The organism is Sulfobacillus harzensis (genome assembly GCF_012933365.1).
Lineage (GTDB): Bacteria > Bacillota > Sulfobacillia > Sulfobacillales > Sulfobacillaceae > Sulfobacillus_B > Sulfobacillus_B harzensis.
Map to the genome: position 1 here is coordinate 21625 of NZ_JABBVZ010000018.1, position 25261 is coordinate 46885.

A 25261-nucleotide genomic window follows, 5' to 3' on the forward strand; every position below is an offset into this window, starting at 1 on the left:
GGTTCGATACAGTGAAAAAAATTCCAGAGGTCTAAAGTCGCCTCATCAGGCGGCTTTTTGGCGACCAAGGGAGATGGGAAAATGGCCATTCAGGTCTACGACAGCCTGACTCGCCGTCTGGCGCCTTTAGTCACTCGGGTTCCGGGGCGGGTGAGCATCTACACCTGTGGCGTGACCCCGTACGACACGAGCCACGTAGGCCATGCTCGACCCGCGGTGGTATGGGATGTGATCCGGCGGCATCTCCGCCGTCGGGGATATGTGGTCACCTTTGTCCAGAATTTCACCGACATTGATGACAAGATTATTCGCAGGGCGGAGGAATTAGGGGTGCCACCCGCCTCGTTGGCCGATACTTATATTCAAGAATATTATCAGCTGTTGGATAGGCTAGAGGTGATGCCGGCCGATTTTACCCCGCGAGTGACGGAAAACATGACCGATATCATTCAATACATCAACGCGCTGGTGTCACGAAAGGCGGCTTACGAAGCGGACGGCAACGTCTTTTTTCGCGTTCGTGAGGATCCCGAATACGGGCGGCTCTCGGGACGCCGCCTGGATGAAATGCTGGAAGGGGTGCGTGTAGACGTTGAGCCCGGCAAGGAATACCCGGGCGACTTTGCGCTGTGGAAGAAAGGGCGTCCGGGTGAGCCCAGTTGGGACAGTCCCTGGGGACCGGGACGTCCGGGTTGGCATATTGAATGCTCTGCCATGTCGCTTCGCTATTTAGGCGAGCATTTCGACATGCACGGAGGAGGTATGGATCTCATTTTCCCGCATCATGAAAATGAGCGGGCCCAGTCGCGGGCATACCTTGGCCAAGAACCGGTAGGATTCTGGGTTCATAACGGACTCATCACCCGAGGCGGGGTGAAGATGTCCAAGTCGCTGAAAAATGGCGTGACGCTCGCGGAAATCTTAGGCCGTTATCCCGCCCATGTTGTCCGCACCTATCTCATCAGCGTCCATTATCGCTCCCCGCTAGACTTCGAGGAGCGCTTCATTGCCGATTGGGCGACAGGTTTGGAACGGATTGAGCGTCTATGGCAAGAGGTGAAAGACGCCCCCTCGGCTCGCGAGATCGTGGATGCGGAGTGGGCGGCGGCGCTGGTGACCTTCGAGGATCGCTTGCTCGACGCGTTGGACGAGGACTTTAATACCGCACGGGCATTCGCCGAGGTGTTCGACATGGTCAAAGCGACGTATCGCGGTGTGGAAAGCGGGCATCGAGTGACGGCTTTTGGCCTCGCGCGCCGCAATCTGACGTTGGCTAATGAGCTTTTGAGATTTTTGCCCAAGGAGGTTGAGCAAACGGCCGCCGATGACTGGGCGGAAGATCTGGTCAAGGCACGTAACCGCGCACGCCAGCAAAAAAACTTTGCCCTTGCGGATAGTATCCGGGCTGTGCTGATTGATCGCGGTTACGAGGTGTTGGATGGGCCGGAAGGGACCCGGATTCGGCGCGTGATGAGAGGAGGCCGAAGCGATGGGGCGTGAGCGACGGGACAACCATAAGCGGCGGAAAAATCCCTCAGGCTCCAATTCTTATAACAGACGACGCGACGAGGATCGGCGGGCAATGCCTCGACTGGCCGACGATCGGCAGCCACTCGAGGATTTAGAAGATACCCCGGTGCTGGTGGGCCGCCATCCCGTATTAGAGGCGCTACGAGCTGAGCGCGCCATCACCCGGCTCTGGCTTCAAGAGGGATTGAAAGAGGGGAGCCTTCGAGAAATCGTCTCCTTGTGTCGGGAACGTCATGTGCCAGTAACTGAGGTGCCCAAGGCCTTTTTGGATCGTCTTGGCGGAGAGCTGCCCCATCAGGGAGTTGCCGCCCAAGTGGCGTTGAAACCGACCTTAAGTTTGGATGATTTGCCGGAAATTATTCAGGCATTACCAACCCCTATGCTGTATATCTTGGATGGTATCCAAGACCCGCACAACGTCGGCGCCATTCTAAGGACCGCCGATGCCACCGGTGCCGCTGCTGTCGTGATTCCGGAGCGTGGCGCCGCTGGGCTGACAGCTGTGGTGGCGAAGGCGTCGGCGGGCGCAATGGAATATGTACCCGTGGTGAGGGTGACCAATCTCTCCCAAGCCATCGACAAGATTAAACAAATGGGGGTATTTGTTTACGCGGCCGACCCAGAAGCGACGGCACTGTACACAGAGGTGGATTGGACAGGGCCGGTTGCCGTCATTATTGGTGCTGAGGGGCGTGGCATTCGGCCCTTGGTCAAGCGCAGGGCGGACGGGTTGATTAAACTGCCCATGTTGGGACATGTTTCGTCATTAAACGCGTCCAATGCTGCGGCTGTGATAGGATTCGAGGCGGTTCGACAACGGCTCCGCAAAAAGTCTTTGTTGACGCGCATTTAAAGCCCCGACTATAATGGCACATAGATTCTGGATTATGTTCCGATGATGGCGAATGTCAGATCGGGAATTCCGGTTGTTGTAAAAGACTGATTTTTGCAACGATGTCTGCATGCGATGGAGGCGATGTGGGTGAGCGTTGGCCCTGTGCATAATCTGACTAGTAGCTACGAGACAATGTTGGATGAGGACATTGTCAACGAGGCGCGCGAGGGCAACGGCGAAGCGTTGGAATACCTTATCCACAAGTACCGCAACTTTGTGCGAGCCAAGGCCCGTTCTTATTTTCTTATTGGGGCCGATCGCGAAGACATCATTCAAGAAGGTATGATTGGCCTATATAAAGCCATTCGCGACTTTCGGAATGATAAGTTGGCGTCGTTTCGGGCGTTTGCCGAATTGTGCATTACGCGGCAAATCATTACGGCGATAAAAACCGCAACCCGGCAAAAACATATTCCCCTGAATTCTTATATCTCGTTAAACAAGCCGATTTATGAGGAAGACTCCGATCGTACCTTAATGGATGTCATCTCGACCTCGCGGGTGTCGGACCCCGAGGAGATGGTGATTAATCGTGAGGAGTTTGGCGATATCGAGGAGAAAATGGGCGAAATACTGAGCGACTTGGAATGGAAGGTTCTCATGTCTTACCTGGACGGTCGGTCGTATCAGGAAATCGCGGTCGAATTGAAGCGCCACGTGAAGTCGATTGACAACGCTTTGCAACGGGTGAAACGGAAGTTGGAGCGGTATCTCGACGGTCGCCTGGCGTTGCCGCTGTCCTCGTTCCGGCCTGCCGACGACGATCTATAACGGTCTTATCTTCTTTTTTGGATCCCGTTGTCAGGGCTTAGGCGCCCCGGCGGCGGGATCGCTTCAGTTCCATCCACAGCGAGTGAAGCGTCTCCCGTTCACGGGCGTCTAGCGGCTTGTGACGATAAAAAGCGGCTTCCATCAAAAGGACCATAGGCCAGACCTCTTGGGCGTCCTCAGGGAAGTAGCGGACCCAGGCTTTCCCCCATTGACGGGGACTTTGGGCGATGGGGACGCGGATGCCCAGCTTTCGATGGGCGTGACCTTGCATTTGGCGCCAGATTTTGGCTTCCAGCGGCAGACGGTTTTTCCATCTTGCTAATCCGATTCCGGCAAGTATTATCGCTGCAACAATGGCCGCGACCGTCAATCGCACCAGGAGAGCGACTTTTGGCTTTGCACGGTGCTGTTTCGTGACTGTGACGCCAGATGGCCCGCCCGGGTGGTGAATGTGGGGAGCCGCGGCCGGTTTAAGATTGGGCGGCTTGGCCGTGTTGGTCGGGTGTGACAAGACTCCCGCAGGCGTAATGATAGGCCGTTGACCGGCGGGTGAAACGGTGTTTAAGGTGAAATGGAATCCGGGGGTTGGATCGAATGGCACCCATCCTTGCCCCTTAATCCAAATTTCTGCCCAAGAGTGGGCATCCACCGCGCGCACCATATATCCGTGCTTGGTTGGATCCCATGTTCCGGGAGCATAGCCGACCACCCACCGCGCTGGAACCTTAAGAGCCCTCATCATCATAATGAACGTGGTGGAAAATTGGTCGCAATAGCCTTGGCGGTCAACAAACAAAAAGTGGTTGACCACGTTTCCGCTGGCCGGTGTAACGTGATACGAATAGCGATAATGGGTGTCCAAATAGTGTTTGATGGCATTAGCGGCTTGCCAGGGACCGACGGTGCCACGCGTCACGCGCAACGCCAGCTTCTTGACTTGCGGGGATTCGTTAGCGGGTATCTGCAGATCCGCTGCCAAACCGGGAGGTGGACTGGTGAAGGGCGTAGTGGCTAGCCCAGTAGCACCATAATCGGGCATCAAGGCGGACAGTGAGTAGCGTGATACACCCTGGGCGCGGAAGCGCTCGGATCGGGGGTGGACGGTTGCCTCGACGGAAAACTTTGTCGGTGTGCCGGCGTAAAACAGGGTCGTTAGCGGTGTGGAGGAGGCGTCCACAATGGTGGCGTGTACGGTTTCCGTCATGAGGCTTCCGGCGAATGGCGCGGCGATCAGCGGCAGCAGCGAGGATTCGTTGCTGGGTATGGCGTCATACGAAGAGACGGGCCCCGTGTTGGACCAGGAAGATCCGTTGAAATGGGTATAGATGGCGGCTTGCCAATATTCGGGTTTGGCGGTTTTCGCGATGAATACGGGAGCTCGGCTGGCCGTGAGGGAATGGCCGATATTGGTGACCCCGGCGCCGTATCCGGTAATGGCCGTGCCTCCGCCGCTTAGTCTTGCCAATACGGACGCCCCGGAAAAGAGGCCCAGCGGATCCGTGGCGGCTTGGGCTGGCATCTGAAAACCGATTGCCACGGGAGCGGCCAAGGCAACTCCCCAGAGCACATAGTGCGTTTTGGGGCGCGGGAGGCGATACGCCCCGGCTGCGAGCCGCTGATTATGAAACACCGCCAAAATCGCGCCACTCAATAGCAAATAGGCGGCTAGCGGGCCATTTCCCGGCAACTGCCAAAAAACATGGTTAACAGCAATGATGAAGGCTCCTAGAACTGCTAAGGCAATCGCCTGGCGATACCCGCGGCACTGACGGAAGAGCAACCACCCGAGAAATCCTCCAGCCAGAATCAGGGGCGCCGCCAAATGGGCACTTAGCTGATTCCAGTCTTGAATCGGCAGTTCCAGCAATTTGCGCACCCCACCGCCAATCACTTGACCCAAAAGGTGCCAGGGTGCAGCAACGTTCCAGGCCAGCGCCAATTCGCCCCACAGTACCATGGCCCAGTGCAGGACGCGAAGGGCCCAATGGGGCCAGAGCTCGGCCGTACTTAACAGTAGCGGCGTCAGCGCCAAAATGGCCGGATGCAGATATCCGCCGGCATGCGCGTACGGCCAGAAAAGAGCGGTTAGCCAAGCGCCCAACAGCAACGGAATAAGCGCTTTCATGACGTGACCCCTCCTTGTCCCCCGACTCGGGCGGGGCGAATCAAATGGGGAAGGTCAGACAAATGGGTCAGTCCCCCCATGCCGATGGCGATAAGAATGTCGGCCTGGCGGGTCCAACGCTCCGCTCGAGTGCTAGGAGTAATGACGACCCGGCGGGCGTCGGGTAGGACGATTGTAGATTGGCTCGAATGCGGATCCCAAGCCAAGTCCGCTAAAAGGTTCATCATTGCGGCGAGATGGGTTTGTCCCAGAGCCGGTGGATAGACCAACTCAGGGCGGTCGAGAACGGCCAGTCCGATGGCTTCTCGTGCGCTGTGGGCATAACGCACGAGCGAGGCGGCGGCGGAAATGGCCAGCTCCCAATCCTGTTCCGAAAAATAGTGGGCTGCATCCAAGACCACGGTGAATTCCGGTTTGGTTTCGGGCTCAAATTGTTTGACTTTAAAATCTCCGGTGTGTGCAGACGTCTTCCAATGCACATGCGATAAGCGATCGCCCGGGACATATTCCCGAATTCCTCGAAGATGGGCGGACTCTTGACGGGTGGGCTGAGGCGAGAGATTCTCTCCTCGCCAGGCCCGGGAAAAGAGATCTGACCCGGTTAGGGAAACGGTTTGAGGCCACACCACCAGACGTGATGGCAGGCTGACTTGCCGATTGCGAGGGAACAGACCGAACACATCACTGGTGGAGAGCACCACCTGATCCCACTCAAAGACTCCGCGTTTCAATTGGGGAATCTGGTAGGCGAGGGAAGTGAGCTTTCCCACGCGCGCTAAGAGAAATTTAGGCTGAGCCACCCCGAGTTCGGCCGGCAACTGGTCCGTCACCGTTAGCTGGGGCCAAAACCATCGCCTTTTAATAGAGACTTCTAGGTCGACCGGTGCGGCGTCACCAGCGAAATAGGGGCCGGGTCCGATGCGGCGGCGAACCTCGACGGAGGAGAGCGGTCCTCCTTGTGTGACGGCGACCACCAATGCAAGCATGATTAGGAAGCCCAGGAGATGCCAAGCAACCCTGCCTCCCTGATAGACAGCATAGAGGACGGTGGCGGTACAGACCGCGCCGATTACCGCCCAGGTCGCTCGGCTCATCGTTCTGGTCCAGGCACCGGGATGCTCCGTAAGATTTCCGAAAAAACCTCGTGAACCATATCAGGGCTAGGAGCGGCGGTGCTGCGCGATAATATCAACCGGTGCTCGACAACCGTGGGCGCCAGAGCGATGACATCATCGGGGATTACGTAATCTCGGCTGTGCAAGAGTGCCCAGGCCTGCGTGGCCCGATACAGGGCCAAGGTAGAACGGGGGCTCATGCCCAGATAGATACGGGCCGAATGACGCGTGGCGTAGGCGATTTCCGCCATATACCGCCGAATTCCCTGGGACACGTGCACAGCACGAGTCTCGGCCATGAGCTCCAAGAGTCGCCCCCGATCCATAACCACAGGAACCGGCTGTGATTCACGTGCCTCAGCGCGCGCCAAGATGGTCGTCTCTTCATCCACGGTTGGGTAGCCAATGTTCAAGCGAAACAGGAATCGATCCAATTGGCTCTCAGGCAGGGGAAAGGTCCCCTCGTATTCAATCGGATTTTGGGTTGCAATGACCACAAAAGGCTGGGCAAGGCGATGACTGACCCCATCGACCGTCACCTGCCCCTCCTCCATGACTTCCAGCAAGGCGGACTGAGTGCGGGGCGAGGTGCGATTAATCTCGTCCGCCAGCACCAGGTGGGCAAATACCGGGCCGGGTTGAAACTCAAACTGGTGGGTGCCCGGATGGAAAATGGTCACACCCGTAATGTCGGTCGGCAACAGGTCCGGTGTGCATTGGATGCGCCGATAGGTGAGGTCGACGCTCTCTGCTAGTGTCTTGGCTATGGTGGTTTTTCCCACGCCAGGAACATCGTCCAGCAAGACGTGCCCTCCGGCGAGAAGAGCTGTTATCAGGTGCTCCATTACGTTCCGTTTACCGACAACCACTTTCTCTAGATTCTTTATTATGCCATCAAGTTCCGGATTCAATGCATCCAGCGGGTCCGTAGCCGTTGGGCGGTTCACCATGTGCACTCCCTCATTCGTCGCATTTAAATAATTATTCGGGGTGTAGTGAGAAAATCCTGTGCCCCGCTCTAAAAACGCCAGCGAAAAGCAAGGGGTTTCAAAAAAAAGGCCCCGGCGCCAGCCGGGGATCTTGGGACAATAGACATTATTCGGTTCTGAGTGCTTCTGCAGGCATCAAACGGGCGGCGCGCATGGCGGGTAGTACGCCAAAGAGCGCGCCCACCCCAATGGAAAAGAGGACGGCGGTCACCACTGAACTCGTGGTTAAGTTGGCAGGGATGCCAACCGCTTTCCCCACCACGTGCGTGGCCAAACCCGCTAGTATGGTTCCGATGAACCCTCCGATTAACGCCAGGAGCACCGATTCGGTCAGAAACTGGACAAGGATGTCTCCGTCACGAGCTCCGAGCGCTTTTCGAATGCCGATCTCGCGAAAGCGCTCACTCACCGTCACCAGCATGATGTTCATGATGCCGATTCCACCCACTAAGAGCGAGATTCCTGCGATTCCTGCCAGGAAGTCGGTTATGACTTTCGTTGTGCTTGTCACCGTGTTAAGAATTTCCTGCGCGGTGATAATATGGAAATTATGGCTAGGATGGTTCTTTAGCAAAATGTGTCGTGCATCCGTTACCGCCTGACTGACAGTTTGTGGGGACGAGGCGGCAACGATAATCTCAGAGACGGTTTTCTGACCCGACACTGAAAGAGCCTTGGATAAGGGGAGATAGGCCGTGTTGTCGGGGTCTGAACCGGGAGATCCCTGAGCTGACTTTAATACCCCTGTCACGATAAAGGCTTGGTTGTTCACAACCACCGTTTTGTTCAAAGCACTCTGGCGGCCGAACAATTCTTTGGCGGCTTTCTGACCCAACACAATTCCCGAGCCCGTTAGCGAGCCCGTTTTCACTGTAAGCTTTTGCATGCTAAAGTAGGGCGAGGAGACTCCCATAATGCTTGCCGATATCGGCTGCTGATGGGGTCGATTGAGTAAATCAGGAACCGTTATGACCCCCGCAGCCGACCGAATCACAGACTTGCCGCTGTGGTTTAGATCATGGACGTCGGTGGGTGTGAGGGCACTCGGTACGCTGGCGAATCCTCCGCCGCCGCCAAATTTGTGCTGGTGCCCTTTTTGGTGCACACTGGGCAGCACTGGCATCACGGTTATGAGGTTAGCTCCGACTCCGGCAAACTTTTGGTTAACATACTTTTGCACGCCACCTCCTAGCGATGTGAGCGTGACCACGGCGAAAACGCCAATAATGATGCCGAGCGCCGTTAGAAAACTGCGGGTGCGATGATGCCAGATGGAATCCCAAGCAATGGCAAAGATATTCATGACTGACCTCCCTGGGGCCGCAGCCGGTCTGTTACGGGGCGGTCATCAATAATTTGTCCGTCTTCTAATGATACGATGCGAGCTGCGTGTTGTCCTACGACCGGATCGTGGGTGACGATGACGATGGTGACGCCCGTTTCTTCGTGTAGTTGCTGAAATGCCTGCAACACCAACTCACCGGATTTGCGGTCCAGCGCACCGGTAGGCTCGTCAGCCAGCAACAGGTCCGGACCCGGCGCAATGGCCCGGGCAATGGCGACACGTTGAGCTTGTCCGCCGGACATCTGACTGGGGTAACGGTCCTTAAGATGGGCAACACCCAAGAGCTCCAAGGCATGCATGGCCGCATCGTGCCGATGACCGGCACCCATGCGAGCATAGCTCATGGGCAGCTCAACATTAGCCAAGGCTGACAAACGCGGCAGCAGGTGAATCCCTTGAAATACGAAGGCAATACGGCGCCCCCGATAACTCGCCTGCTGGCGAGCGGAAAGACGCGTCATGTCTTGTCCGTTTAATCGATACAAACCACTTGACGGGCGGTCGAACAAGCCCAAAATGTTCATCAAGGTTGATTTGCCGCTGCCTGACGGCCCCATCAGGGCCACCATTTCTCCCGCAGCAATGGAAAGGCTTATCCCGCGAAGCGCATGGACCGCGGCCTCCCCTTCGCCATATTTCCGGGTCAAGTCGCTGACAAGAATGAGCGGCTCCGTTTGTGTTTCAACTGCCATGCATGGAACTCCCTTCAGACGAATGGACTTGCCACAGGCTAATAGCTTTGTCCAACAACCGGATTAATTCGGCCCGATCTTCGGGACTAAATTCTTCGAGCACCCGCTTCACGTCGCCTAGACGTTTTTCTATTTGTTGGTGTAACCAATGCCGTCCACTTGCTGTAATATGTACTTCATGGCGGCGACGATCAAGTGGCGACAGGGCTATGGAAAGATACCCTTTATCAACTAATCCGTTGACCAATTGGCTCGCGGTGGGGGCGGACACACTTAAGGAGTGGGCCAATTTCGAAATGGAAATGCCGTCGTGGTCTTGTACCATACGCAGCACGTACGTTTGAAATCGGGTCGGCGCCTCCGGTTGACGCTCTCCGCGGCGTTCAATAAAAAAGGCAAAGGCACGCTTTTGCATATCGAGGACACGTGTTATGGCGTCTTCAACGGTTAACGGTTCAGGAAATTCCATTAGGACCTCCTAACCTTTAAGTCATACAAAAACAATAATTAAGCAAAATAAGTATGTCAAATGCGTTCCAGCTATTGAGAGATGGGGCGACCCGTGATATTATAAAGTCTCGAAGGTGCTGGCGTAGCTCAATTGGTAGAGCAGCTGATTTGTAATCAGCAGGTTGCGGGTTCGAGTCCCACCGCCAGCTCCACTTCAAACCATTTCGTAGCAAGGCTTTCGGGATTCGTTTGGGACCATGGTTCTTGGAAATCCGGAAAATAGTCCCGAAAATTGGTCCCAAATGGGACGGGTTTCTTAGTCGATCCACGGGTCGAAATGGGCCATGCTGGGGACGTAATCCAGAGCCGCGAAATCTTGGGACATTTGATAGGTGCCCATCTGAATGGACGACGTGTCCCACAGTCGGCGATATCCCGCGGCAATCATCGTCTCGTGTGTCTGCATCTCAGTTCCTCCTCGTATGTTCTATGTGACTACTGCACTATGGTACTAGTACCCAGTCAATAGGACGGGAAGAAATTTTTTCCGGCCGCTTGTTCTTATACCTATTTCCTGATGCGCTGCGCACATTTCGTGAGACACGGAAGACATAACGCGGCTTTTGTCCTCTACTCAGACCTGACGGGTTAGCGCGGCCAGACGCTCAGGAATCGCAAAAGAAAAAAGGAAAAAGTTTTTTTCGTTTTTGTTTTTGCTTGAACGCGAGAAAGGATACTAGTACGATAGTCAGAGAGGACACATTATCCGTAGGAGGACGATGCCGCATGATAGCCCGATCCGAAATCCCTTGCCCGCGGTGCGGCGAGCCCGCGCCCGTTCATGCTTCCTTCTGCCCGTCGTGTGAGTGGCTGCTGTCCACGCCGTACCCGATGCCCCGCCGGGCCCGTCCCGCGAACCAGCGCCGGGGGCAGGTGGTGCCATTGCCGTCTGTGGCCTCCAATGCTCGGTCGGCCGCCCCGCCCGCCAGCGCCGACGCCGCGGCCCCGACGCCCCCCAGCGGACGCCGGCACGGTTTCCCGTGGAAGGCGCTGGTGTATGCCGCGTTGGGGTACGGGGGAGCGGACGCCCTGGTGCATGTGCTCACCGTGCTAGGGTGGTGGCATTAGTGCCCCGACGTGCGGACAGTGCGCAGGTGAGTCTCTCCAACTTCGACCCGGAACTCTATGAGCAACTGCGCCGCTATGCCTTTGAGACCCGGCGACCGATGCGGGACATTGTTGAGGATGCCCTGCGGGCATTCATGACGGCCCATCCGTGGGAGGAGATGGTGGAGGAGGATAGGGGCCGCTGACATCACCTATCCAAGGCAAAACAGGGCGGGGCACGCGCCTGCGCCCCGCCCATATAGCATCGGGCAACTGAGAAGTACCGATCCCCGCCGCCCGCGTATGCCATCAACTCGGCATGTCACCCGCTGTTCGCAATACCGCCTGAAGTTGTTTCATCTCTTGAGCGGTCGCGTCGGTGAAGGCCCGGATGCGTGCTTGGGCAGTCTGATGAACGGTAAATCCTTCACGGCGTCCGACGGCCCAGATAATCACATGGTCTACACTCTCATCGGATTCTACCTCATAAATTAAACGAATGCGGTGGCCCGCCCGAATACTGAACCAACCGAATAAATTGATACCCGCCTTATTCCCCAAGGGATCGCCATACCCACGGGGATCGCGTTCCAGCTTTTGGAGCGCCTTCTGTACCTCAAGACGGATAGTGCGGTCCAATTTGATGTATTCTTCGGCGGCCTCAGGCACGAAGTCAATCGTGGTCACGGGCCCGCCTTTCGACCTCGACGCGTGATACCAGAGGTTTCGGCGATTTTATAAACTCGAGGCTTCTGCGTAAAGCGACAACCGTCCAATACAGGTCTTCAGCCTGATCCTCCATGTCCAACAGCGCCCGATATTCCGCAAAGTCCACGAGGACGGCCACCGGCTCTCCCCTCTGCGTCACGGTGACGGGACCATCCTTGATGTCATGGACGTACCGACTCAACTTGCGATTGAGATCCGACAATGACACCCGGTGTTCATCATCCACGGCGGTTGCCCCTCCCGTTGGCATGCTTTTTCACCTCTCTTATCTACAATGGTTAGTATGATCTATCCACCGCTATTATATACAGTGATGGGTACAGTGGCTACAGGGAATTAAAAATAGGCAAGGGGCATCGTTATATCGCCCAAGGTCCCCCGACAACGGCGGTCCTCATTTTGTCAGAAAGCCACCCGCGGGAACGGGGCAAGCGGGCGAAAATCGGAGGCGAAACAGGCAATCATACGCGAAACGCGCCGACTGCCTCAGCGGGGCTCTCAGCGCGTCTCATGGCGTGCGTGTCTAAATGGGTGGAATATACCGTCCGGAGCGGGGCCCGGGCTGCAGGGTGAGGTAAACGCGGGTCGTGTCGAGCCTCGCATGCCCCAACTGCTCCTGCACCTCGAGGAGGTTCGCGCCGGCCTCGAGGGCGTGGGTCGCATGGCAGTGCCGGAGCACGTGCGGACTGACGATGTGATCTTGGAGCCCGGCCCCCTTCGCCGCCTTTTGCATCATTCCCCATGCCCACTGGCGATGGTGGGGCCACAGGCGGTCGCCGGCCGCGTGTCGGCCAGGCAGGGCATGCACGTCGTCCCAGAGGTCATTCGGAATCCAGAGGGTCCGGACCTTGCGGCCTTTCCCCACGACGTCCCAGTAGAACTCCCCATCATCGCTCAACCGGATGCTGCCCCAGGTGGCGGAGAGCGCTTCGCTAATCCGGGCCCCCGTGCGGTACAACCACTTCAAGAGCAGCTGCACCTCATGCGTCGGGGCGGCGTCGATGAGCCGTTTGACCTCATCCATTGTGAGGATGCGTTCCCCGCGGACCTGTGGGGGCCGGGCGGGCTTCGTCCCCGCGAATGGATTCGGCGCCGACAGGTGCCCGGCCATCGCCATGTCGGACCAAAAGGCTTTACAGGCCTCAAGGGTGAGGTTGACGGTGGCCTCTGACCATCCCCGCTGCCGCCAGCGCTGCACGAGGGGCCCGACGGCCGTGGGGGGAATCGTGCCGCCATGCTGCTGAACGGCATCGAGGAGGTCCGGCCAGGCCTGCTTGAGGCGGGAGAGGTACGTCCGGCCGGTCTCCGCCGACCGGAGAGACCGCCGCTGCTTCCACGCCAGAATGAGCGCATCGAACTGCTTCAGGCGGACGTATTCCTGTTCCGTGGGGTCCATGGGGACCAGATGGCGGGGCATGGGGTCACCGTCCTTCCCGGGTCGCCCGATACGTGTCCATCCAACGGCGGAAGCCCTGGTAGGACCAGCCCGGGGCATCCCGCTGGACATAGGGCCATATCTCCCGGAACATGTAGTCTCGGAGCGCCTCACCGTCGTAACCTTGGCGGTGGCCGCGCCAACCGAACTTCATCAGCAACCAGTACAACTTGAGACGCTTGGGGAAGGTCATTAGGGCATCTCCGTTCCGTCCTCAAGCACCGCGCTCAGGTCGCCGGTCTTGTAGAACTCGACGGCGGCGTCGAATTCCTCCGGCGAGAGATCACTATATCTCGTCGTCAACTGTTGGACGTGGAGGAGTACAGCCTTCGCCGTTTCGACGTCCGGGACCGCGCCACGCCCCAGCAGATCGCCGGGAAGTACTTGGATGAAGAAGGTTGCCTCACCGATCTGCTCCGGATCGCCCGTGGCGCAAGTCTCGAGAAACACCTCGCGCAGGGCGATGAGTGCCTTCTGCATTTTCTTGGACAACATAGGATATCCCTCCATTTCTATGGGTTCTGGTGGTTGTGGGGGATGGCCGGCCAGTGCAGGTGCCACGGCCCGTACCCGTGGTCCCAGAGATACCACGCGATGCGGGAGTCTAAGTTGTGCCATGGGCCTGCGGCCCAGTCGGGATTCACCATCCGCTGCACGCCGACTTCGATCTTCGTGAGGCCTAAGGCGGCAAGGTCCGCCCAGCGTTCGCCGGTTTCCACCCAGCGTTGGGTGCCAATGGGATCGGCCGGGTCTTCGATTACCCGATGGGGCCATGTCCAATACGGCGGGCCCGGGGCCTTCGGGGCGGTGCCATGGAGTGCGGCGTTCTCCCGGATTTCCCGGCCCAGCTTGTCGATGAGGGAATGCGGCGACTTCTTCGTCGCCCCCCACAGCTCCGCGAGGGCCGGCCAGTCCACGGCATCTCGGCGGTGCCAAAGGGGATAGGCCCACGCACAGAGAGGATGGGGGCAATGCTCGAGATGCCAGATCGCCATCGGCGGCGGGGCAATGTCCTGCTCACAAATGATGAGACTGTCCCGGCCCCACCAGTGTTTGACGGCTTCCTCGTACCGCGTATCGTCCCCGACCGGGGCATGGATGATGCGATGGTCCCGGTCCAGCCACACGGGGCTGAGACGGCGCAGGGCCGCCCACGTGGGTGCTTGGTCAGCACTCTGGCGGGTGGCCCATGCGTACGGGTGCAGCAGGATCACATCCGAACACCATCGCGCTCCAGAATGACACAGCCGCATAGGGCTTGTTCGCCCCGGGCGAGTTTCGCCCGGCACGTGTCGCACAGGAACAGTTTCTTAGGAAGTGCCCCGCGTTGCGTCACCCAATAGGGGGCAGGATCGGGATCATCCCCGATCCAAGGCTTCGCCGGCTTGGTCTTCCACGGGCCGGCCGAATCCCCGGGGTTGGGCAACGGAAGGCATTGCATCCGTTCCCGCGCCGTCTGGTATGCTGCGAGTTCGTCCGGTGTGCCTTCGACTGTTCCGTCGGGATGCAGCGTCATTCCGCTACCTCCTCCGGGACCGCCGGCGGCAAATCGGTCATCTCAACCCGGTCGATGCGCACATCGACGTTGTAGTGCCGGGCGTCGGCATGGCCGCTCGCATTCAGGTAATACCAGCTGCCCGCGTCCATCTGGTCCAGCCCGTGCCCGACGACGTGGCGGATGACGCCCTTCTCATCGGCGGACAGGTCTTGGTTGTAGTGATGCAGGTGCCGTTTGACGTACTCCTTCAGGTGATTCGGGTCCCCAGTGGCCGCAAGGCTCCAGCTCATGAAACGTCGCCTCCTCAGGATCCGGAAGACGCCGCGGCGGGCTTCGCGGCAGCGGTCTTGCTCGCTTCCACGACGGCCGAGGCCTGCACGTGCTTGCCTTGGACGTAGGCGTCGCCGGCGAGATACGAGAAAATCAAGCCGATGACGCTCAAGACGACATCTTCCTGCTTCGCGGTCATGGGGACGCCAAACGCCACCAAGAGACCGAGAATCGCGGTAATGAGGGTGATGACCGCCCGGCGGGCGCCGACTACCTTCGCTAAAATGGAATGATCCACGTTATTCACTCTCCTTTGGGGGTGTGGCCGGGGTTACCGGCGTGGATGCCGCGGGCGCTTCGGACGTCGCGGCGGGTGTCGCGCTTCCCGCATGCGGGTCCACCAGATGCTCGACGTCGGCGACCACCTTCTTCTCCTCTCCCTCGAGGGCATGGATGTAATTGACCAGGGCATCTTTGAACCGGGCCCAGAGGGTGGCATTGAGGTGGACATCCGGATGCTCGAGGGCCGACAACACGGCCTTGGCTTCTTCTCTCACAGGTAGCCTCCTAACTTTCGTGGGCGAGACCCAAGGCCACCACATGCGCCCGGGCCTGCTTCAGGACCGTGGGGGACGCCATGCTCATCACGGTATCGAGGACCGTGGGCGACCCCGTTTGGTCGTACTCGAGGAACGCTTCGCAGAGGCGGACGTCCTGTCCATAGGTACAGGCCGCCTTCAACAGATGCCAGCAGGGTAGGCAGGAACTATCGGTCACGGCCGGTCACCTCCCGGGATTGTTGGGCGGCTAGCTGCACCAAGGCTTGGTTGTACTTCCGCCCCACGCCGGCGATGCACTGGGTCGGCGTCAGGCCGAACTTGGCGAGGCTCTGGCAGTAGCGCCACGTCGCCGGCAGGATGATGGAGTCGTTGGGCCGGGTTGCCATGCATATCCCTCCGCAAAGCAAAATGGGCGCGGTCGTGTGACCGCACCCATCGTCTTTCGTGCTACTGACATTATACACCAGAGCAACGCCGATACAAGCAGAGGCAACAGAAGAAGGGACCCGCTTAGGCGGATCCCTCAATCCGGCAATGAGCTAGCGGCTAATGCCCTTGAGGTAGTTCTCCGCCCATTTGGTAGCAGGAGTCGAGTTGATCGCCTGAGCGAACGCCGCGGGCGACTCCTGCGTGATCCCTTGGTTGTAGCGGGCTCCGATGCCGGAGGCACACTGGGCGGGGCTCAGACCGAACTTGGCGAGCCCATTGCAGAACGCTTGGGCGTTGCCGTGCCAGTTCTGGGCACCGGCCTCGGCATTGCGCTTCCATTTGGCAGCAGCTTGCTGGAGATCCATGGTATTACCTCCTTGTGTCCAAATGCGAAATGGGCGCTCCCCCGTCGGGAACGCCCATCGTCTTGGCTATTCTCCTGTATTATAGCACAAATGCCGACATACCATGTGAGGCGCGCTAAGGGCTACTTGTTCCGGCCGCAAACCAAGCTCCCTGCGGCGGGTTAGCTTGCAACCACTTATCCGGGGTTAGGGCGGGAATGTGGAATGTCCTGAAGTGGCGAACGTTGTATGTAATAATCGCGTCGCAGTTATAGTGTTCGGCAATCAGCATAATTGGGGCGTCGCCCGGGTCGGGTACCGTGGCACCTAACGCCGCGACGGCGGCCCGGTCTGGAAGCCAGTCCCCAACTTGAACGCTTCCCACTGCAATGCCGCCCGTGATGAACCCCACAACCTGGGCGAGATTCTTGAACGGGTCGCGCCACGTGGGCAATGCCACCGTACGAAGGTATTCCCGGATGACATACTCACTGATGAGAACATCGGCTTGATGATTGATCACACAAGCCATCCCCAAAATGGCTCCTGCCGATTTTGATCCCGGTACCGTGATCAGAACGTTGGTATCGAAGAGCAACCGAGGGCGACTATTTGCCATAGTACTCCTGGAACACCTGCGCAGAACCTACCTCAACTAGGGCCATCACGTCGTCAAGCGTCATGTCTTCCGTAGATACATCAGGCTCCTCGACGATGGCCGACAGTTTCGACAAGTGACCAGCCGATAGGGTAATCCGCAATGATCCATCAGCCATAACCCCGACTTCAACGGGGGCTTCTTTGGGCAACATGGACCGGATGGGATCTGGTAAGATTAACCGCCCTTCGTCGTCAATGCGTGCGGCGATGGCCATAATTACCGTTCTGATGGACTTATTCATTTCTAATCATTCCTGATCAAATCTGTTGCCACCTTCCTGCTTCACCGTGTCACCGCTTCTTAGGGCCATTGGCCGGTCGTCCACGGGCGGACACTCCACAGGCTTAACATCCGGCAGAACTTGCCGTACCGAAGGGGAGTCGGGTTGACTACCACCGGATTTATACGGTACGTCTCGCGTACCGAAACCGTCGAACACCCCTGATGGCATCGATTTTACAATATCTTCATCATCGAGACAATCCGCCCCACGGGTTTTGGCGAACGAATTTTCCTCTTCACGGATCAGGCAAAGCTAAGTATGATCATAAATAGACAAATTTCAGCGAAACTGCATAAGCCCTCCTCCGCATACTTTTTCCCTTTTTGCGACATAAACATATCACCTCTTTACCTCTTATTCAATTGCTATGTCCAATTTGCCATGATTTCAAACGTTGCGAGCCCCCGGGCATTGGTACGCGGGGGCTCATGGGGGCTAAACTAAATCAGCTTAAGGATTGAGTCGAGAACCCGAGCAACCGCAGCATCTTCAGGGTGGCGGCGAGGCCGTCCTGCCCGTGGCCCACGGTGCCGCACTGGGGCGGGGCATCCTTGGGGACGCACCAGTTCAGCACGCCTTCGGCATAGGTGAGCGTGCCCAGGTCTTGGCCGTGCCGGCCGGTGACGCGGTATCGGGCGAGCTGGGGTGGGTCGGCATTCACCCCGAAGTCCTCGAGGACCTTCTGCTCGACGGCGCCGCCGACCCGTTCCACACAGGCCCGCTCCTCGGGGGTGAGGTCGCTGAGCGGGGTAAATTCGCGCCCCGGAGCGAGGCACAGGCTGGCACCGTAGTCGCGTCCGAATTTCGACAGTTCCATAACTTTCCTCCTCTCCTACACCTGCGGAATCGGGCACGTCTGGCAGGTCGGAATGTCCCCGGCCAGCGCCTCGAGCACCCAGTCCGTCGCCCATTTGAGATTGGTCGTCGCATCGTGGCCCCATTCGGCCTCAATAGCCGACCAGTCCACCGTGCGGCCGCCCGGGTCAATCACTGTACCATCCCGCGTCTCGAGCGGAAGGCCCGCCTGCACCATCGTCGCAATGACGCCATCTTCCACCTGCCGCTCGGCCGTGGAGTGATCCGCGGGTGGGTGGGGGAGACAGGTCGGATTCTGGAGCAGCGAATGTAAGGATTCGTGAATCAAAGTTTGGACGGCGTACGAGTCCTTCGACAACGCTGCCGGCGCGAGCTGAATCGAATTCGTGTCCGGGTTGTACTGCCCCTCGAGGATGTACTCCGGCGTCGCCGGCAGCGCCCGGTACCGAATCGGCACCCCACAGCCTTCCACGGCCAGGGCGAGTCGGTCATAGGCCGTGGCCGCGTTCACCATCCGGGTCGTGTCCTTTACCTCGCCGGCGGTGGGCTGGTGGAGCTTAAATACACGGCTCTTGTCCACCCGCACCGTTTCGTGACCACCGGCGGGGGGTTGCCCGGGCTTCACGACCGCGTGATACGTCCGGTTGGCCGGGAGTGCCTGGTCATAGGCCGTCCGGAGCGCGTGCGCCTGCTGGGCCACCTGCTTCAGCGCCTCCGGGGTCGTGGCCCGCTTCGAGGCCTCAAAGAGCGCTTCCACCTGCGGGCGGAACTGCTCCAAGACCTTGCGCTCGGTCTCCGGATTCCGGGCAATCTTTTCCGGCGTCCAGTCGTACTGAAAGAGGGCCGCGAGCTCCTCCTGCGCGAAGGCGAGGCGGGCTTGCACGTCCGGATGGTCCGCACCCTTCACGGCCGCATCCTCGGTCGCTTTCGCCAGCACCGCATCGACCCCGACCAAGTGTCCGCGCCCACATTCGACACAACCCGTGTCGATGCTCATCTCCGGGGCGTATTGGCTGTAAGGACCGTCTTGGGGGGGCGGCACGGGTGATTGGGCCTCGGAGGGCGGCGGCGTCCAACCTGGGCCCTGTGCGCCGGTCGCCACGGCCGCCACCTGCAGCTGGGTCCCGAGCGTGCCGGCGAGCGCCGCGGCTTCCTCCAATCCCTCGGCCGTGCCAATCTTATTCAACCCCGCCTGCCGGAGTTTCCGAATCGTCGGCAGCGTAGCCTCCCAGACCTGTCGCTCCGCGGGCGGCAGGGTGGCGAGGCGTTCCGGGGCGAGGTCGAATCGTTCCAGCGCGGGGAGTTCGCTCAGGAGCCAGGCCTGCGCATCCTGAATGCGCTGCTGGGCCTCCGGATGCTGAATGCCATCCTCCCGCGCAAATCGGAGGGCTTCCTTAAGCGCCCCCGACGTCGCCATCACCTTGTCCCGCATCACGGTGAGGGACGGGCCCGACGTCGCGGTGGCGGTAAACGACGGCATGGCCGAGGCCTTGGGCTTATTCTTCGACCCGGGCGGCCGTCCGCCCGGCTTCTTGGTAGTCTGGGCCTCAATGCGATCCAGCTGCGCCTGCAGCCGCTCATAGGCTTCCACCGTCTCCGAGGTCTGCCCGCTTTGCTTCGCAAGCCAGCCGCCCACCGTGTTGACGACGGCGGGGTGGGTGGCCCACTCCAACAGATTGTCGATTAACATGACCGGTCACCTCCTGCGTTACAACAGCGTGCTGGCGCCCCAGACAAGGGCGGCCACGGCCGCGGCCCCCGCCACCAACAGCACCGTGGCCGAAGGGCCGGACGACGGGGCGGGGGAACCGGACGACGTTCCCGAGCCCCCGGAGGCGGGGGCCGTGGTCGCCGGTGGGGTGGAGGCACTGGCTCCCTGCCCACCGCTCACCGCCTTCACGGCGGCCTCCGCCTGCGCCTTATATCGGAGCCACGCGCCCCCTTGAATGTCGGCATTCCACGCGCTGAGGCCTTGCGTCTGATAAATGTGCAGGGCGGCTTTGGCGCTATTTAGGGGTATCGCAAGCCATGACGCCCAGTCGCAAGGCTTCGTGCTGCCCGTGACCTGTGTCAGGTACGACTGCCAAGCATAGAAATGCACTTGCCAGTACCCGTAGGACGTGTAACCGCGGCAATCGGGATAGATACAAGTCGAACACGTTCCGAGGGCATCACCTGCTGCCGTCGCCACCCAGCTGGACTCATTTCCCGCAATCGCCACCATCAAGACCCGCAGGTTCACCGGCCCCTGCGGGGTATGGACCGTCACGTTCGGAAACGTCTGGACGGCGGCCAACGCACAGGCATGAATGTGGCTCATGGCCTCAGCCCCACAGGTGGCCGAGCAGGAGGGCGATGGTCGGTCCCACCAGCGCGGCCACGGCGATGTACCAAATACGCCCCTGTAGGGTCTGGATCTCCTGCCGTACGGCTCGGAGCCCCTCGGCCATCTCTTTCCGGATATCATCCACGTCCCGACGGAGCGAGACGGTCCGCTCATCCATTTGTCCGGCCCATGCGAGGGTCAACAGACCGAGATGGTTGTCCTCTTCAGGCGGCATTGACCATCCCTCCTTCTCCCCATTATCGCAGTTCGAGCAGCGCCCCCGCCACCCGCACCTGATTCGCCGTGCCGGCTGTGACGCTCACCGTGATGGCCTGCCCGGCTTGGGCCGTAATGACCCCGTTCACCGGGGTGATGCCTACGGGTTCGGAGACGTCGTTCACCAGCGTGACGGTCGTGGCCCCGGTGTCCGGGTCGGTGTAGCTCACCGAGACCGTGACGTCGGTGGCCGCCGTCTTGACGTTCAGGGACAGCACCAGCAGAAAGAGGCCGGTGACCGCCGGCGTCCACGTGAGGACGTCCGTGGCGTTGGTTGTGTCCAAGAGAGTCCGGATGTTCCGATCCGGGACTAACGGTGTGCGCGGAAACGCGACTTCTGCCATTTAGAGCACCCCCGCTTCGACCCGGCTGTAGACCTGTTGGCCCGCCGATGTGCCCAGCGCCTGCTGGAGCTCGGCGAGCGAGGTCTGACCCAGCCGTGTGGTCCACAGTTCCGACAGCGCCACGCGTTGGATGCCCAGTTGCACCGGGATAGCCGCACTAGGCACTTGGGTGGCGCTCACATGCACCGTGATGGTCTCCAGCGCCGGGACGAAACAGGCCATCGGATGGTCGACGTCGCCCGGCCACGCATTCACCACAACATGGCCCGGGTCATTGTCCCGGTCCACCGTGAGGGTGACGCCATCTTCGGGGTTCGCCCCCACCGCGATGGAGCGGAGCACCAGCATCTGATTGGCCGCGGCGAGGTACGCCGGGATGGTGGTCTGTTGTCCGGCCTGAATCGTGGTCATGAGCCCGTACGGGCGGTTGACGGCCACCTGCCGGTTGTCCACCGAGGTCCGGATGATGCCGTCGATGTTGAGGGGGACGTGGCCGCGGCCGATAAAGAGGCTCGGATTTTGCACGCCCAGCATTCGGAGGACTTGTTGGTCCTGCGAGGTCAGCCGTCCGCCGCGGAGCAGCTTCATCGCCACCGGATCCCGCCAGACCGTCACAACGTAGGTGAGATACAGGGCGGGAATCGTGGTCTGGGTGGGATTGGTGACTTGGACCGACAGCTGGTCGAAAGCGCCGGCGCCGACGGAGACGGGCTGGAGGTTCGCCGGAAAGGTGGCGAGGTCGTAGCGCTGCTGAGCGCTGTCCGCCCGGATGACCAGTTGAGCGCCAGGCCAGGGGCTGGCGCCGACGGCGGTAAGTTCGACGTACACACCGGCCGGGTTCGCCGGGTTGTTCCAGTTTCGGACCGCGAAGAGGGGTTCCGAAGCCCCGGCCGCGAGGTTGTTGACCTGTACGGTGTAGGGGATTTGTTCGAGCCAATATTTCGCCGCATCTTTAATCGTGCCGGCGCCAAAATTTGAGGCCATCGTCCTCCTCCTTTAGTTAAGGACCCGCGGGGCGGCACCTCTTACGAGGTGCGCCCCATCTGTCCGACTTCGAACCCGTTCATCAGAAACACCGTGCCGTCGGTGGTCGCCGACCCGTACTGCCACGCGTTCGTGGCGGTATCGAGGTAGAAATCGGTCGCCCCGAGACCGCCCGCGGGGATCGCGTCCACCACGGTCGCCTGCACGGGGCTGGTGGTGGAGGCGGTGCCGCCCGTGGCCTCGGTCAGCACCACCACGGAGGTGACGCTGTAGAACGCGGGGGCATCGCCCGGCATGGCGGTGGCGGTGTTGGCCGCCACCGCCCCGGGAACAAATGCATAATGTGCCATTCCTGACCCTCCTTATTGCTCGACCAGGACGCCGGTGATGCCGACGGCCACCTGATCCGCGGGAATCGGACTACCGTTGGCCGACACGTACGGGGCGGCTTGGTCCTTGTAGATCAAGAGCTCGCCGGGCACGCTGGGCAGGCGGTAGAACACGTTGTCGAGCGCAATTTGCGGCTTCACCGACCCGAAGGCCAAGGGCTGCACGCCGGCGGTCATGAAGATGCCGTCGCCGCCAATCTCCTCCGGAATCTGGTCCCCGTTGATGAACCAGCCGGCGGCCCGCAGGTTCTGGCCGGCCACTCCGGGAGCCCCCGTCTGGCCGGGCGGGAGCGGCACTCCCTTGACACCCCAGCCACGGACGATGAGCGCGTCGTTGTTCGCGCCAAACGCGAAGCCGAGGTCTTGGAAGGTGTCTTCCACGTGGCCCGTGCCGCCGCCGAGGCCGTTCAGGTCCGACAGCACGAAGGGCCGGCTGGCATCGGTCGCCTTGGCGTTCCGAGCGTAGTGCCAGTAGGGGTTGATTTTCTGGTTCAACTGCCCCTGACCGCCCGGGTAGCTGGTGAAGGTGGCCATCGAGAGGGGGCCCGCCGCTTCGTGCGTGAAGCTCAGGGCCGGTTCGCCGGTCACGGTCCGCCGTAGGGTCTGCACCTGCACCTTGGGGTTCCACTTCTTCGCCAGCTCGGTGAGCTCGGCGTTGGTGTACTGGTACCCCTTCAGCACGATGCGGAATCCGCCCGAGCCCGCGCCGGTCACCCCGTACTGGCTGCTGACGGAGACGGCCACCGTGCTGTTGTACTTGATCCCAATCGCCCGCAGCGGCATATTGGGGTTGGCGGCGCCAAACGAATGCACGACCTTCCACAACGGCTCGCCGATGGGGATGGTGAAGTGCGGGCCACCCCAGATTTGCGTGCGGGGCGGCGTCATCAGAATGTCGCCTTGCCCCGGCAGGGTGAGGTAGTGGCCGATGGGCTTCCCGTCGATGATGAGCTGCACTTCGCGCAGGTCCTCATAGTTGCCGTTGGCATCCTGCGGGGGATAGATTTCGATGGAAGTAATCTCCCGTACGAAGTTCCCGCCCGTGGACGAGCTGGTCACAGTGCCCGGAGTCATGTAGTTCACTTGGTCGCTCGACAGTCCCGACGCGTCGTAGGTCTTGGTCTCTTTGGCGTTCAAGCCGACGGTGTCGGTGATGTCGAAGAACGTGCGCAGGATCTGAAACCGATCCATGCTGGATCCCTCCTTAATCGTCTCAATGAATGAAGGGGTGTGCCCTTGGGGTTAGTAGCCGCCGGCCGGCATGTCAAACGCGGCCGAGCCGCCACTGGCCGGAACCCCCGTCACGCCGCCCGATGTGTTTGCCGGGTTCACCGCCGTCGACTTCGTGGTGGTCGTGGGGACCGGGGCTGTGGTGGTGGGGGGCAGCAAATGACGCCGGGCAATGCCGGCCGCCAGAATGCCCGCCGCCCAGCCGGCGGCGCCGTTCACCGCTTGGGCATAGAGCGGCTTCCGCTCCACCGCGGGGAAATGCATGGCCTGCGCCACAATGGCGGCACCGGCCAGAAGCTCCGAATTGGTCACCCGGGTGGAAAGCGGCGTGGTTTTGACGTCTAAATAATCGGCCACCACACCCGCTGCGGCACCGCCGCCCAAGAGGCCGTAGTCGATACGCATCCTGAATCCCTCCTCGCATACAAAAAGGGGCGCCCAGTGTCAGTGACACTGAGCGCCCCATCGTCCGGACGCTGGCGGGCTGTTTTTCGGATCAGCCGCCCGCCGGAGCCAATCCGTCCTTCTCGGAACCATTATAGCACATCAGGGACATAGACCGCCCGGAACCCCTGCACAGTGGTCTGGGTGGAGACGCTGATGACCAGCTGGTCCCCGGGCGCGACGGTCACCTGCGCCTCGAACCAGGCGCCGGTCGCGAGATTGGTGCCGCCATTCAGGGCATAGGCCGACACCCCGCCATCCAGCGATACCGTAAACGTGGCGGCGTCCTGGACGGCCCCGGCGAGGCGCACCAGACCCGGCGCATCAGGCCGAAATTGGTCTAAGAGCAGGTTGTCGCCTGGACTCACGGGCTGCGCCCCGGCATCGCGGACCAACGTCACCGGGTAGTGGTTGGTCCGGACGGCCGCGCCCGGGGCGACAATGCCCGGGGCCCCGACCGCCGGGGTGCCTTCACCGAGATAGGGGTCGTGGATCGGCCCACTTGCGGGAGCGCCCGGGGTCAGGGGCGCCGGAGCGACGCCCAGGCCCGGGGCGACGGGGGGGCTCACCTCCACGTCGATGCCGAGAACGTTGTCCATGACAGAACCCTCCTTGTCAAAGATTGCTCACAATGAGATACCCGCCCACCACCACCGCCGCGACCCCGATGAGGAGGCCATACGGCGAATGGGCTACCGGTTGGATGATGTGCTGCTGCACCCAGGCCATCAGCTGCCAGGCATGCACCGCCACATAGACGCCGACCGAGACCAAGAGCCCCGTCACCAGCGCCGCCACCGCGTCCCCAATGCCGCTCGCCGTGAGCAGCCCCAACGCCGCCGTCCCGACCCCCGCCAAGGCCGACACCAGCGTGGCTGACCACACATGGCCTTTGACCCAGCGGATGTGGACCTGATTGCCCACCGCGACGGCGAGTTTCTGGCCCGGCCACGTGGTAATGCCGGCGAGGGCATGGCCCACCCCGGTCAACGCATTGAGGAGGGCCGCGAAGCCGGTGGCAATCTGATGGCCGCTCACCACCTGCACCGAGGGGAGGTGAATGGGTCCCACCTGCACCGCCGGCAGCTTCACCGACTGACAGGTCCAGATCCACTCCATCTGCGTCCCTTCCGCCTGTTGGGACTCCAGCTGGTTGACGTGGCTGACGGCTGACGGGGAAAACCCGGTCCCGGTCGCAATCACCGTCTTCGTCGTACTCACCTC

Annotated in this window: 38 protein-coding genes and 1 tRNA gene; 6 read left to right on the forward strand and 33 right to left on the reverse strand. The window is 60.4% G+C overall.

The features are described 5' to 3' along the window. Positions 1-81: 81 nt before the first annotated feature. The 3 genes from cysS to sigH all read left to right on the forward strand — a co-directional run bounded on the left by cysS (position 82) and on the right by sigH (position 3196). Positions 82-1500: a cysteine--tRNA ligase gene (cysS, locus tag HIJ39_RS07370; RefSeq protein ID WP_169098225.1), complete on the forward strand. Its 1419-nt coding sequence runs from the start codon at positions 82-84 to the stop codon at positions 1498-1500. Further along, positions 1490-2383 (forward strand): 23S rRNA (guanosine(2251)-2'-O)-methyltransferase RlmB, encoded by an 894-nt coding sequence (gene rlmB / locus HIJ39_RS07375; protein ID WP_169098227.1) that lies wholly within the window; start codon positions 1490-1492, stop codon positions 2381-2383. Before cysS ends, rlmB begins: the two co-directional genes overlap by 11 nt. 123 nt (positions 2384-2506) lie before the next feature. Beyond that, positions 2507-3196: an RNA polymerase sporulation sigma factor SigH gene (gene sigH, locus HIJ39_RS07380; RefSeq protein ID WP_169098229.1), complete on the forward strand. Its 690-nt coding sequence runs from the start codon at positions 2507-2509 to the stop codon at positions 3194-3196. A 37-nt stretch (positions 3197-3233) separates the two neighbouring features. On the opposite strand, the gene HIJ39_RS07385 is transcribed toward sigH, so the two are convergent. The 6 genes from HIJ39_RS07385 to HIJ39_RS07410 form a co-directional block, all read right to left on the reverse strand. Next, positions 3234-5321 carry a transglutaminase TgpA family protein gene (locus HIJ39_RS07385; protein WP_169098231.1) on the reverse strand — a complete coding sequence of 696 codons (2088 nt, stop codon included), beginning with the start codon at positions 5319-5321 and terminating at the stop codon, positions 3234-3236. After that, positions 5318-6415 (reverse strand): DUF58 domain-containing protein, encoded by a 1098-nt coding sequence (locus HIJ39_RS07390; RefSeq protein ID WP_169098233.1) that lies wholly within the window; start codon positions 6413-6415, stop codon positions 5318-5320. Before HIJ39_RS07390 ends, HIJ39_RS07385 begins: the two co-directional genes overlap by 4 nt. Beyond that, entirely contained in the window at positions 6412-7386 is a 975-nt protein-coding gene (locus tag HIJ39_RS07395) for an AAA family ATPase (protein ID WP_169098235.1), read from the reverse strand. Before HIJ39_RS07395 ends, HIJ39_RS07390 begins: the two co-directional genes overlap by 4 nt. 145 nt (positions 7387-7531) lie before the next feature. After that, complete coding sequence (locus tag HIJ39_RS07400) at positions 7532-8728, reverse strand: ABC transporter permease (protein ID WP_169098237.1); 1197 nt, start codon at positions 8726-8728, stop codon at positions 7532-7534. Then, positions 8725-9462, reverse strand: a complete 738-nt coding sequence (locus HIJ39_RS07405; RefSeq protein ID WP_169098239.1) for an ABC transporter ATP-binding protein — start codon at positions 9460-9462, stop codon at positions 8725-8727. Before HIJ39_RS07405 ends, HIJ39_RS07400 begins: the two co-directional genes overlap by 4 nt. Then, complete coding sequence (locus HIJ39_RS07410; protein WP_169098241.1) at positions 9452-9931, reverse strand: MarR family winged helix-turn-helix transcriptional regulator; 480 nt, start codon at positions 9929-9931, stop codon at positions 9452-9454. Before HIJ39_RS07410 ends, HIJ39_RS07405 begins: the two co-directional genes overlap by 11 nt. A 117-nt stretch (positions 9932-10048) precedes the next feature. On the opposite strand from HIJ39_RS07410, the gene HIJ39_RS07415 reads away from it, so the two are divergent. Then, positions 10049-10124, forward strand: a tRNA-Thr gene (locus HIJ39_RS07415). Positions 10125-10228: 104 nt separating this feature from the next. Here HIJ39_RS07415 and HIJ39_RS07420 read toward each other — a convergent pair. Next, the gene (locus HIJ39_RS07420; RefSeq protein ID WP_169098243.1) at positions 10229-10378 is read right to left on the reverse strand and encodes a hypothetical protein; all 150 of its coding nucleotides are present in this window, start codon (positions 10376-10378) and stop codon (positions 10229-10231) included. Between the two features lie 320 nt (positions 10379-10698). Here HIJ39_RS07420 and HIJ39_RS07425 point away from each other — a divergent pair, with 320 nt between their 5' ends. Beyond that, positions 10699-11040 (forward strand): zinc ribbon domain-containing protein, encoded by a 342-nt coding sequence (locus HIJ39_RS07425; protein WP_169098245.1) that lies wholly within the window; start codon positions 10699-10701, stop codon positions 11038-11040. Continuing rightward, on the forward strand, positions 11040-11225 hold the full coding sequence (locus HIJ39_RS07430) for a hypothetical protein (RefSeq protein ID WP_169098247.1): 186 nt from the start codon (positions 11040-11042) through the stop codon (positions 11223-11225). Before HIJ39_RS07425 ends, HIJ39_RS07430 begins: the two co-directional genes overlap by 1 nt. Positions 11226-11328: 103 nt before the next feature. Here HIJ39_RS07430 and HIJ39_RS07435 read toward each other — a convergent pair whose 3' ends face one another. The 26 genes from HIJ39_RS07435 to HIJ39_RS07560 all read right to left on the reverse strand — a co-directional run bounded on the left by HIJ39_RS07435 (position 11329) and on the right by HIJ39_RS07560 (position 25258). Next, the gene (locus HIJ39_RS07435) at positions 11329-11706 is read right to left on the reverse strand and encodes a type II toxin-antitoxin system RelE family toxin (RefSeq protein ID WP_169098249.1); all 378 of its coding nucleotides are present in this window, start codon (positions 11704-11706) and stop codon (positions 11329-11331) included. Further along, the gene (locus HIJ39_RS07440; protein ID WP_169098251.1) at positions 11693-11974 is read right to left on the reverse strand and encodes a type II toxin-antitoxin system prevent-host-death family antitoxin; all 282 of its coding nucleotides are present in this window, start codon (positions 11972-11974) and stop codon (positions 11693-11695) included. The genes HIJ39_RS07435 and HIJ39_RS07440 overlap by 14 nt, the downstream gene beginning before the upstream one ends. Positions 11975-12271: 297 nt before the next feature. Next, positions 12272-13165 carry a tyrosine-type recombinase/integrase gene (locus HIJ39_RS07445; RefSeq protein ID WP_169098253.1) on the reverse strand — a complete coding sequence of 298 codons (894 nt, stop codon included), beginning with the start codon at positions 13163-13165 and terminating at the stop codon, positions 12272-12274. 4 nt (positions 13166-13169) lie between these two features. Further along, complete coding sequence (locus tag HIJ39_RS07450) at positions 13170-13376, reverse strand: hypothetical protein (protein WP_169098255.1); 207 nt, start codon at positions 13374-13376, stop codon at positions 13170-13172. Beyond that, positions 13376-13678, reverse strand: coding sequence for a hypothetical protein (locus HIJ39_RS07455; RefSeq protein ID WP_169098257.1), 303 nt, complete (start codon positions 13676-13678; stop codon positions 13376-13378). Before HIJ39_RS07455 ends, HIJ39_RS07450 begins: the two co-directional genes overlap by 1 nt. Before the next feature lie 17 nt (positions 13679-13695). Then, on the reverse strand, positions 13696-14397 hold the full coding sequence (locus HIJ39_RS07460; protein WP_169098259.1) for a hypothetical protein: 702 nt from the start codon (positions 14395-14397) through the stop codon (positions 13696-13698). Next, complete coding sequence (locus tag HIJ39_RS07465) at positions 14394-14699, reverse strand: hypothetical protein (protein WP_169098261.1); 306 nt, start codon at positions 14697-14699, stop codon at positions 14394-14396. The genes HIJ39_RS07460 and HIJ39_RS07465 overlap by 4 nt, the downstream gene beginning before the upstream one ends. Then, the gene (locus tag HIJ39_RS07470; protein WP_169098263.1) at positions 14696-14971 is read right to left on the reverse strand and encodes a hypothetical protein; all 276 of its coding nucleotides are present in this window, start codon (positions 14969-14971) and stop codon (positions 14696-14698) included. The genes HIJ39_RS07465 and HIJ39_RS07470 overlap by 4 nt, the downstream gene beginning before the upstream one ends. 14 nt (positions 14972-14985) lie before the next feature. Beyond that, positions 14986-15249, reverse strand: coding sequence for a hypothetical protein (locus tag HIJ39_RS07475; protein WP_169098265.1), 264 nt, complete (start codon positions 15247-15249; stop codon positions 14986-14988). Position 15250: 1 nt separating this feature from the next. After that, on the reverse strand, positions 15251-15508 hold the full coding sequence (locus HIJ39_RS07480; RefSeq protein WP_169098267.1) for a hypothetical protein: 258 nt from the start codon (positions 15506-15508) through the stop codon (positions 15251-15253). Between the two features lie 10 nt (positions 15509-15518). After that, positions 15519-15728: a hypothetical protein gene (locus HIJ39_RS07485; protein WP_169098269.1), complete on the reverse strand. Its 210-nt coding sequence runs from the start codon at positions 15726-15728 to the stop codon at positions 15519-15521. Next, entirely contained in the window at positions 15718-15897 is a 180-nt protein-coding gene (locus HIJ39_RS07490; protein WP_169098271.1) for a hypothetical protein, read from the reverse strand. The genes HIJ39_RS07485 and HIJ39_RS07490 overlap by 11 nt, the downstream gene beginning before the upstream one ends. A 153-nt stretch (positions 15898-16050) precedes the next feature. Continuing rightward, entirely contained in the window at positions 16051-16305 is a 255-nt protein-coding gene (locus tag HIJ39_RS07495) for a hypothetical protein (protein ID WP_169098273.1), read from the reverse strand. A gap of 115 nt (positions 16306-16420) precedes the next feature. Then, the gene (locus HIJ39_RS07500; protein ID WP_169098275.1) at positions 16421-16903 is read right to left on the reverse strand and encodes a PIN domain-containing protein; all 483 of its coding nucleotides are present in this window, start codon (positions 16901-16903) and stop codon (positions 16421-16423) included. Beyond that, on the reverse strand, positions 16893-17186 hold the full coding sequence (locus tag HIJ39_RS07505) for a hypothetical protein (RefSeq protein WP_169098277.1): 294 nt from the start codon (positions 17184-17186) through the stop codon (positions 16893-16895). The genes HIJ39_RS07500 and HIJ39_RS07505 overlap by 11 nt, the downstream gene beginning before the upstream one ends. A gap of 487 nt (positions 17187-17673) precedes the next feature. Further along, positions 17674-18045 carry a hypothetical protein gene (locus HIJ39_RS07510; RefSeq protein WP_169098279.1) on the reverse strand — a complete coding sequence of 124 codons (372 nt, stop codon included), beginning with the start codon at positions 18043-18045 and terminating at the stop codon, positions 17674-17676. Between the two features lie 15 nt (positions 18046-18060). Then, the gene (locus HIJ39_RS07515) at positions 18061-19734 is read right to left on the reverse strand and encodes a hypothetical protein (RefSeq protein ID WP_169098281.1); all 1674 of its coding nucleotides are present in this window, start codon (positions 19732-19734) and stop codon (positions 18061-18063) included. An 18-nt stretch (positions 19735-19752) separates the two neighbouring features. Then, positions 19753-20364 carry a hypothetical protein gene (locus HIJ39_RS07520; protein ID WP_169098283.1) on the reverse strand — a complete coding sequence of 204 codons (612 nt, stop codon included), beginning with the start codon at positions 20362-20364 and terminating at the stop codon, positions 19753-19755. Between the two features lie 4 nt (positions 20365-20368). After that, complete coding sequence (locus HIJ39_RS07525; RefSeq protein WP_169098284.1) at positions 20369-20605, reverse strand: hypothetical protein; 237 nt, start codon at positions 20603-20605, stop codon at positions 20369-20371. A 22-nt stretch (positions 20606-20627) separates the two neighbouring features. Beyond that, positions 20628-20990, reverse strand: coding sequence for a hypothetical protein (locus tag HIJ39_RS07530; RefSeq protein ID WP_169098287.1), 363 nt, complete (start codon positions 20988-20990; stop codon positions 20628-20630). After that, entirely contained in the window at positions 20991-21974 is a 984-nt protein-coding gene (locus HIJ39_RS07535; RefSeq protein WP_169098289.1) for a hypothetical protein, read from the reverse strand. It lies immediately after the preceding gene. 41 nt (positions 21975-22015) lie between these two features. Then, positions 22016-22324: a hypothetical protein gene (locus HIJ39_RS07540; protein WP_169098291.1), complete on the reverse strand. Its 309-nt coding sequence runs from the start codon at positions 22322-22324 to the stop codon at positions 22016-22018. 12 nt (positions 22325-22336) lie between these two features. Beyond that, positions 22337-23554 (reverse strand): hypothetical protein, encoded by a 1218-nt coding sequence (locus HIJ39_RS07545; RefSeq protein ID WP_169098293.1) that lies wholly within the window; start codon positions 23552-23554, stop codon positions 22337-22339. Positions 23555-23605: 51 nt separating this feature from the next. Beyond that, the gene (locus HIJ39_RS07550) at positions 23606-23998 is read right to left on the reverse strand and encodes a hypothetical protein (protein WP_169098295.1); all 393 of its coding nucleotides are present in this window, start codon (positions 23996-23998) and stop codon (positions 23606-23608) included. Between the two features lie 131 nt (positions 23999-24129). Continuing rightward, positions 24130-24636, reverse strand: a complete 507-nt coding sequence (locus HIJ39_RS07555) for a hypothetical protein (RefSeq protein ID WP_169098297.1) — start codon at positions 24634-24636, stop codon at positions 24130-24132. Between the two features lie 16 nt (positions 24637-24652). Continuing rightward, entirely contained in the window at positions 24653-25258 is a 606-nt protein-coding gene (locus tag HIJ39_RS07560) for a hypothetical protein (RefSeq protein ID WP_169098299.1), read from the reverse strand. Between the last annotated feature and the right edge of the window lie 3 nt (positions 25259-25261).

Coding starts and splice junctions, on each gene's coding strand:
- HIJ39_RS07465 (WP_169098261.1), bottom strand. CDS start 14,699: ATGACGCTGCATCCCGACGGAACAGTCGAAGGCACACCGGACGAACTC.
- HIJ39_RS07490 (WP_169098271.1), bottom strand. CDS start 15,897: ATGGCAACCCGGCCCAACGACTCCATCATCCTGCCGGCGACGTGGCGC.
- HIJ39_RS07410 (WP_169098241.1), bottom strand. CDS start 9,931: ATGGAATTTCCTGAACCGTTAACCGTTGAAGACGCCATAACACGTGTC.
- HIJ39_RS07420 (WP_169098243.1), bottom strand. CDS start 10,378: ATGCAGACACACGAGACGATGATTGCCGCGGGATATCGCCGACTGTGG.
- HIJ39_RS07470 (WP_169098263.1), bottom strand. CDS start 14,971: ATGAGCTGGAGCCTTGCGGCCACTGGGGACCCGAATCACCTGAAGGAG.
- HIJ39_RS07555 (WP_169098297.1), bottom strand. CDS start 24,636: ATGGACAACGTTCTCGGCATCGACGTGGAGGTGAGCCCCCCCGTCGCC.
- HIJ39_RS07535 (WP_169098289.1), bottom strand. CDS start 21,974: ATGGCCTCAAATTTTGGCGCCGGCACGATTAAAGATGCGGCGAAATAT.
- cysS (WP_169098225.1), top strand. CDS start 82: ATGGCCATTCAGGTCTACGACAGCCTGACTCGCCGTCTGGCGCCTTTA.
- HIJ39_RS07425 (WP_169098245.1), top strand. CDS start 10,699: ATGATAGCCCGATCCGAAATCCCTTGCCCGCGGTGCGGCGAGCCCGCG.
- HIJ39_RS07525 (WP_169098284.1), bottom strand. CDS start 20,605: ATGCCGCCTGAAGAGGACAACCATCTCGGTCTGTTGACCCTCGCATGG.
- HIJ39_RS07405 (WP_169098239.1), bottom strand. CDS start 9,462: ATGGCAGTTGAAACACAAACGGAGCCGCTCATTCTTGTCAGCGACTTG.
- rlmB (WP_169098227.1), top strand. CDS start 1,490: ATGGGGCGTGAGCGACGGGACAACCATAAGCGGCGGAAAAATCCCTCA.
- HIJ39_RS07500 (WP_169098275.1), bottom strand. CDS start 16,903: ATGGCAAATAGTCGCCCTCGGTTGCTCTTCGATACCAACGTTCTGATC.
- HIJ39_RS07445 (WP_169098253.1), bottom strand. CDS start 13,165: ATGCCCCGCCATCTGGTCCCCATGGACCCCACGGAACAGGAATACGTC.
- HIJ39_RS07395 (WP_169098235.1), bottom strand. CDS start 7,386: ATGGTGAACCGCCCAACGGCTACGGACCCGCTGGATGCATTGAATCCG.
- HIJ39_RS07390 (WP_169098233.1), bottom strand. CDS start 6,415: ATGAGCCGAGCGACCTGGGCGGTAATCGGCGCGGTCTGTACCGCCACC.
- HIJ39_RS07400 (WP_169098237.1), bottom strand. CDS start 8,728: ATGAATATCTTTGCCATTGCTTGGGATTCCATCTGGCATCATCGCACC.
- HIJ39_RS07510 (WP_169098279.1), bottom strand. CDS start 18,045: ATGGAACTGTCGAAATTCGGACGCGACTACGGTGCCAGCCTGTGCCTC.
- HIJ39_RS07450 (WP_169098255.1), bottom strand. CDS start 13,376: ATGACCTTCCCCAAGCGTCTCAAGTTGTACTGGTTGCTGATGAAGTTC.
- HIJ39_RS07550 (WP_169098295.1), bottom strand. CDS start 23,998: ATGCGTATCGACTACGGCCTCTTGGGCGGCGGTGCCGCAGCGGGTGTG.
- HIJ39_RS07545 (WP_169098293.1), bottom strand. CDS start 23,554: ATGGATCGGTTTCAGATCCTGCGCACGTTCTTCGACATCACCGACACC.
- HIJ39_RS07540 (WP_169098291.1), bottom strand. CDS start 22,324: ATGGCACATTATGCATTTGTTCCCGGGGCGGTGGCGGCCAACACCGCC.
- HIJ39_RS07515 (WP_169098281.1), bottom strand. CDS start 19,734: ATGTTAATCGACAATCTGTTGGAGTGGGCCACCCACCCCGCCGTCGTC.
- sigH (WP_169098229.1), top strand. CDS start 2,507: ATGTGGGTGAGCGTTGGCCCTGTGCATAATCTGACTAGTAGCTACGAG.
- HIJ39_RS07385 (WP_169098231.1), bottom strand. CDS start 5,321: ATGAAAGCGCTTATTCCGTTGCTGTTGGGCGCTTGGCTAACCGCTCTT.
- HIJ39_RS07455 (WP_169098257.1), bottom strand. CDS start 13,678: ATGTTGTCCAAGAAAATGCAGAAGGCACTCATCGCCCTGCGCGAGGTG.
- HIJ39_RS07505 (WP_169098277.1), bottom strand. CDS start 17,186: ATGAATAAGTCCATCAGAACGGTAATTATGGCCATCGCCGCACGCATT.
- HIJ39_RS07520 (WP_169098283.1), bottom strand. CDS start 20,364: ATGAGCCACATTCATGCCTGTGCGTTGGCCGCCGTCCAGACGTTTCCG.
- HIJ39_RS07495 (WP_169098273.1), bottom strand. CDS start 16,305: ATGGATCTCCAGCAAGCTGCTGCCAAATGGAAGCGCAATGCCGAGGCC.
- HIJ39_RS07530 (WP_169098287.1), bottom strand. CDS start 20,990: ATGGCAGAAGTCGCGTTTCCGCGCACACCGTTAGTCCCGGATCGGAAC.